Annotated in this window: 1 protein-coding gene and 1 pseudogene; both read left to right on the top strand. The window is 69.8% G+C overall.

All coding sequences use genetic code 11. From position 1 onward, the window contains the following. Positions 1-55 precede the first annotated feature (55 nt). The gene (locus DUGA2_RS34740) at positions 56-139 is read left to right on the top strand and encodes a hypothetical protein (protein WP_229214838.1); all 84 of its coding nucleotides are present in this window, start codon (positions 56-58) and stop codon (positions 137-139) included. Between the two features lie 11 nt (positions 140-150). Continuing rightward, positions 151-640, top strand: a pseudogene (locus DUGA2_RS32335) (heme utilization protein); the annotation flags it as partial.

Raw genomic sequence — 640 nt, 5'->3', positions numbered from 1 at the left:
CGCGCACCGTGACCCTGCTCAGCAGCGCCCAGCTGGCGGCGCTGACGCCGGCCAGGTGCAAGCCCTGAACACCGACCAGATCGCCGCGCTGTCGACCGGCCAGGTCGCCGCGCTGACCACCGCACCGTCGGCGCGCTGACGTCCGACCAGGTGCAAGCCATCGAGACGCGCGACTTCGCCGTCTTCACCACCGGCCAGATCCGCGCGCTCGCCAGCGACCAGCTGGTGGCGCTGACCTCCATCCAGATCGCCGCGCTGAGCAGCGCCGCCGAAGCGGCCCTGCTGCCCGACCAGCTGGCCGCGCTGACCACCGACCAGATCGCCGCGCTGAAATCCATCGTGCCGCTGACCACGCTGCAAATCCAGGCGCTGACCACCGACCAGGTGGTGGCGCTGAGCAGCAAGTCCGTCACCACCCTCAGCAGCGTGCAACTGGCGGCGCTGACCGTCGACCAGGTGCAGGCGCTCAGCAGCGACCAGATCATCGAGATGACGGCGGCCCAGTACAGCAACCTGAGCAGCGCCATGCTCAACGCCCTGACCAGCACCCAGATCGGCCTGATCGAGACGCGCGACATCGCCGCGCTGCGCTCGGCGCAGATCGCCCGCCTGTCGACCGACCAGCTGGTGGTGTTGCTGA

Origin of the sequence: Duganella sp. HH101, assembly GCF_001758795.1 — a bacterium.
Taxonomy (GTDB): domain Bacteria; phylum Pseudomonadota; class Gammaproteobacteria; order Burkholderiales; family Burkholderiaceae_D; genus Rugamonas; species Rugamonas rivuli.
This window is presented reverse-complemented; position numbering and strand designations above follow the sequence as displayed.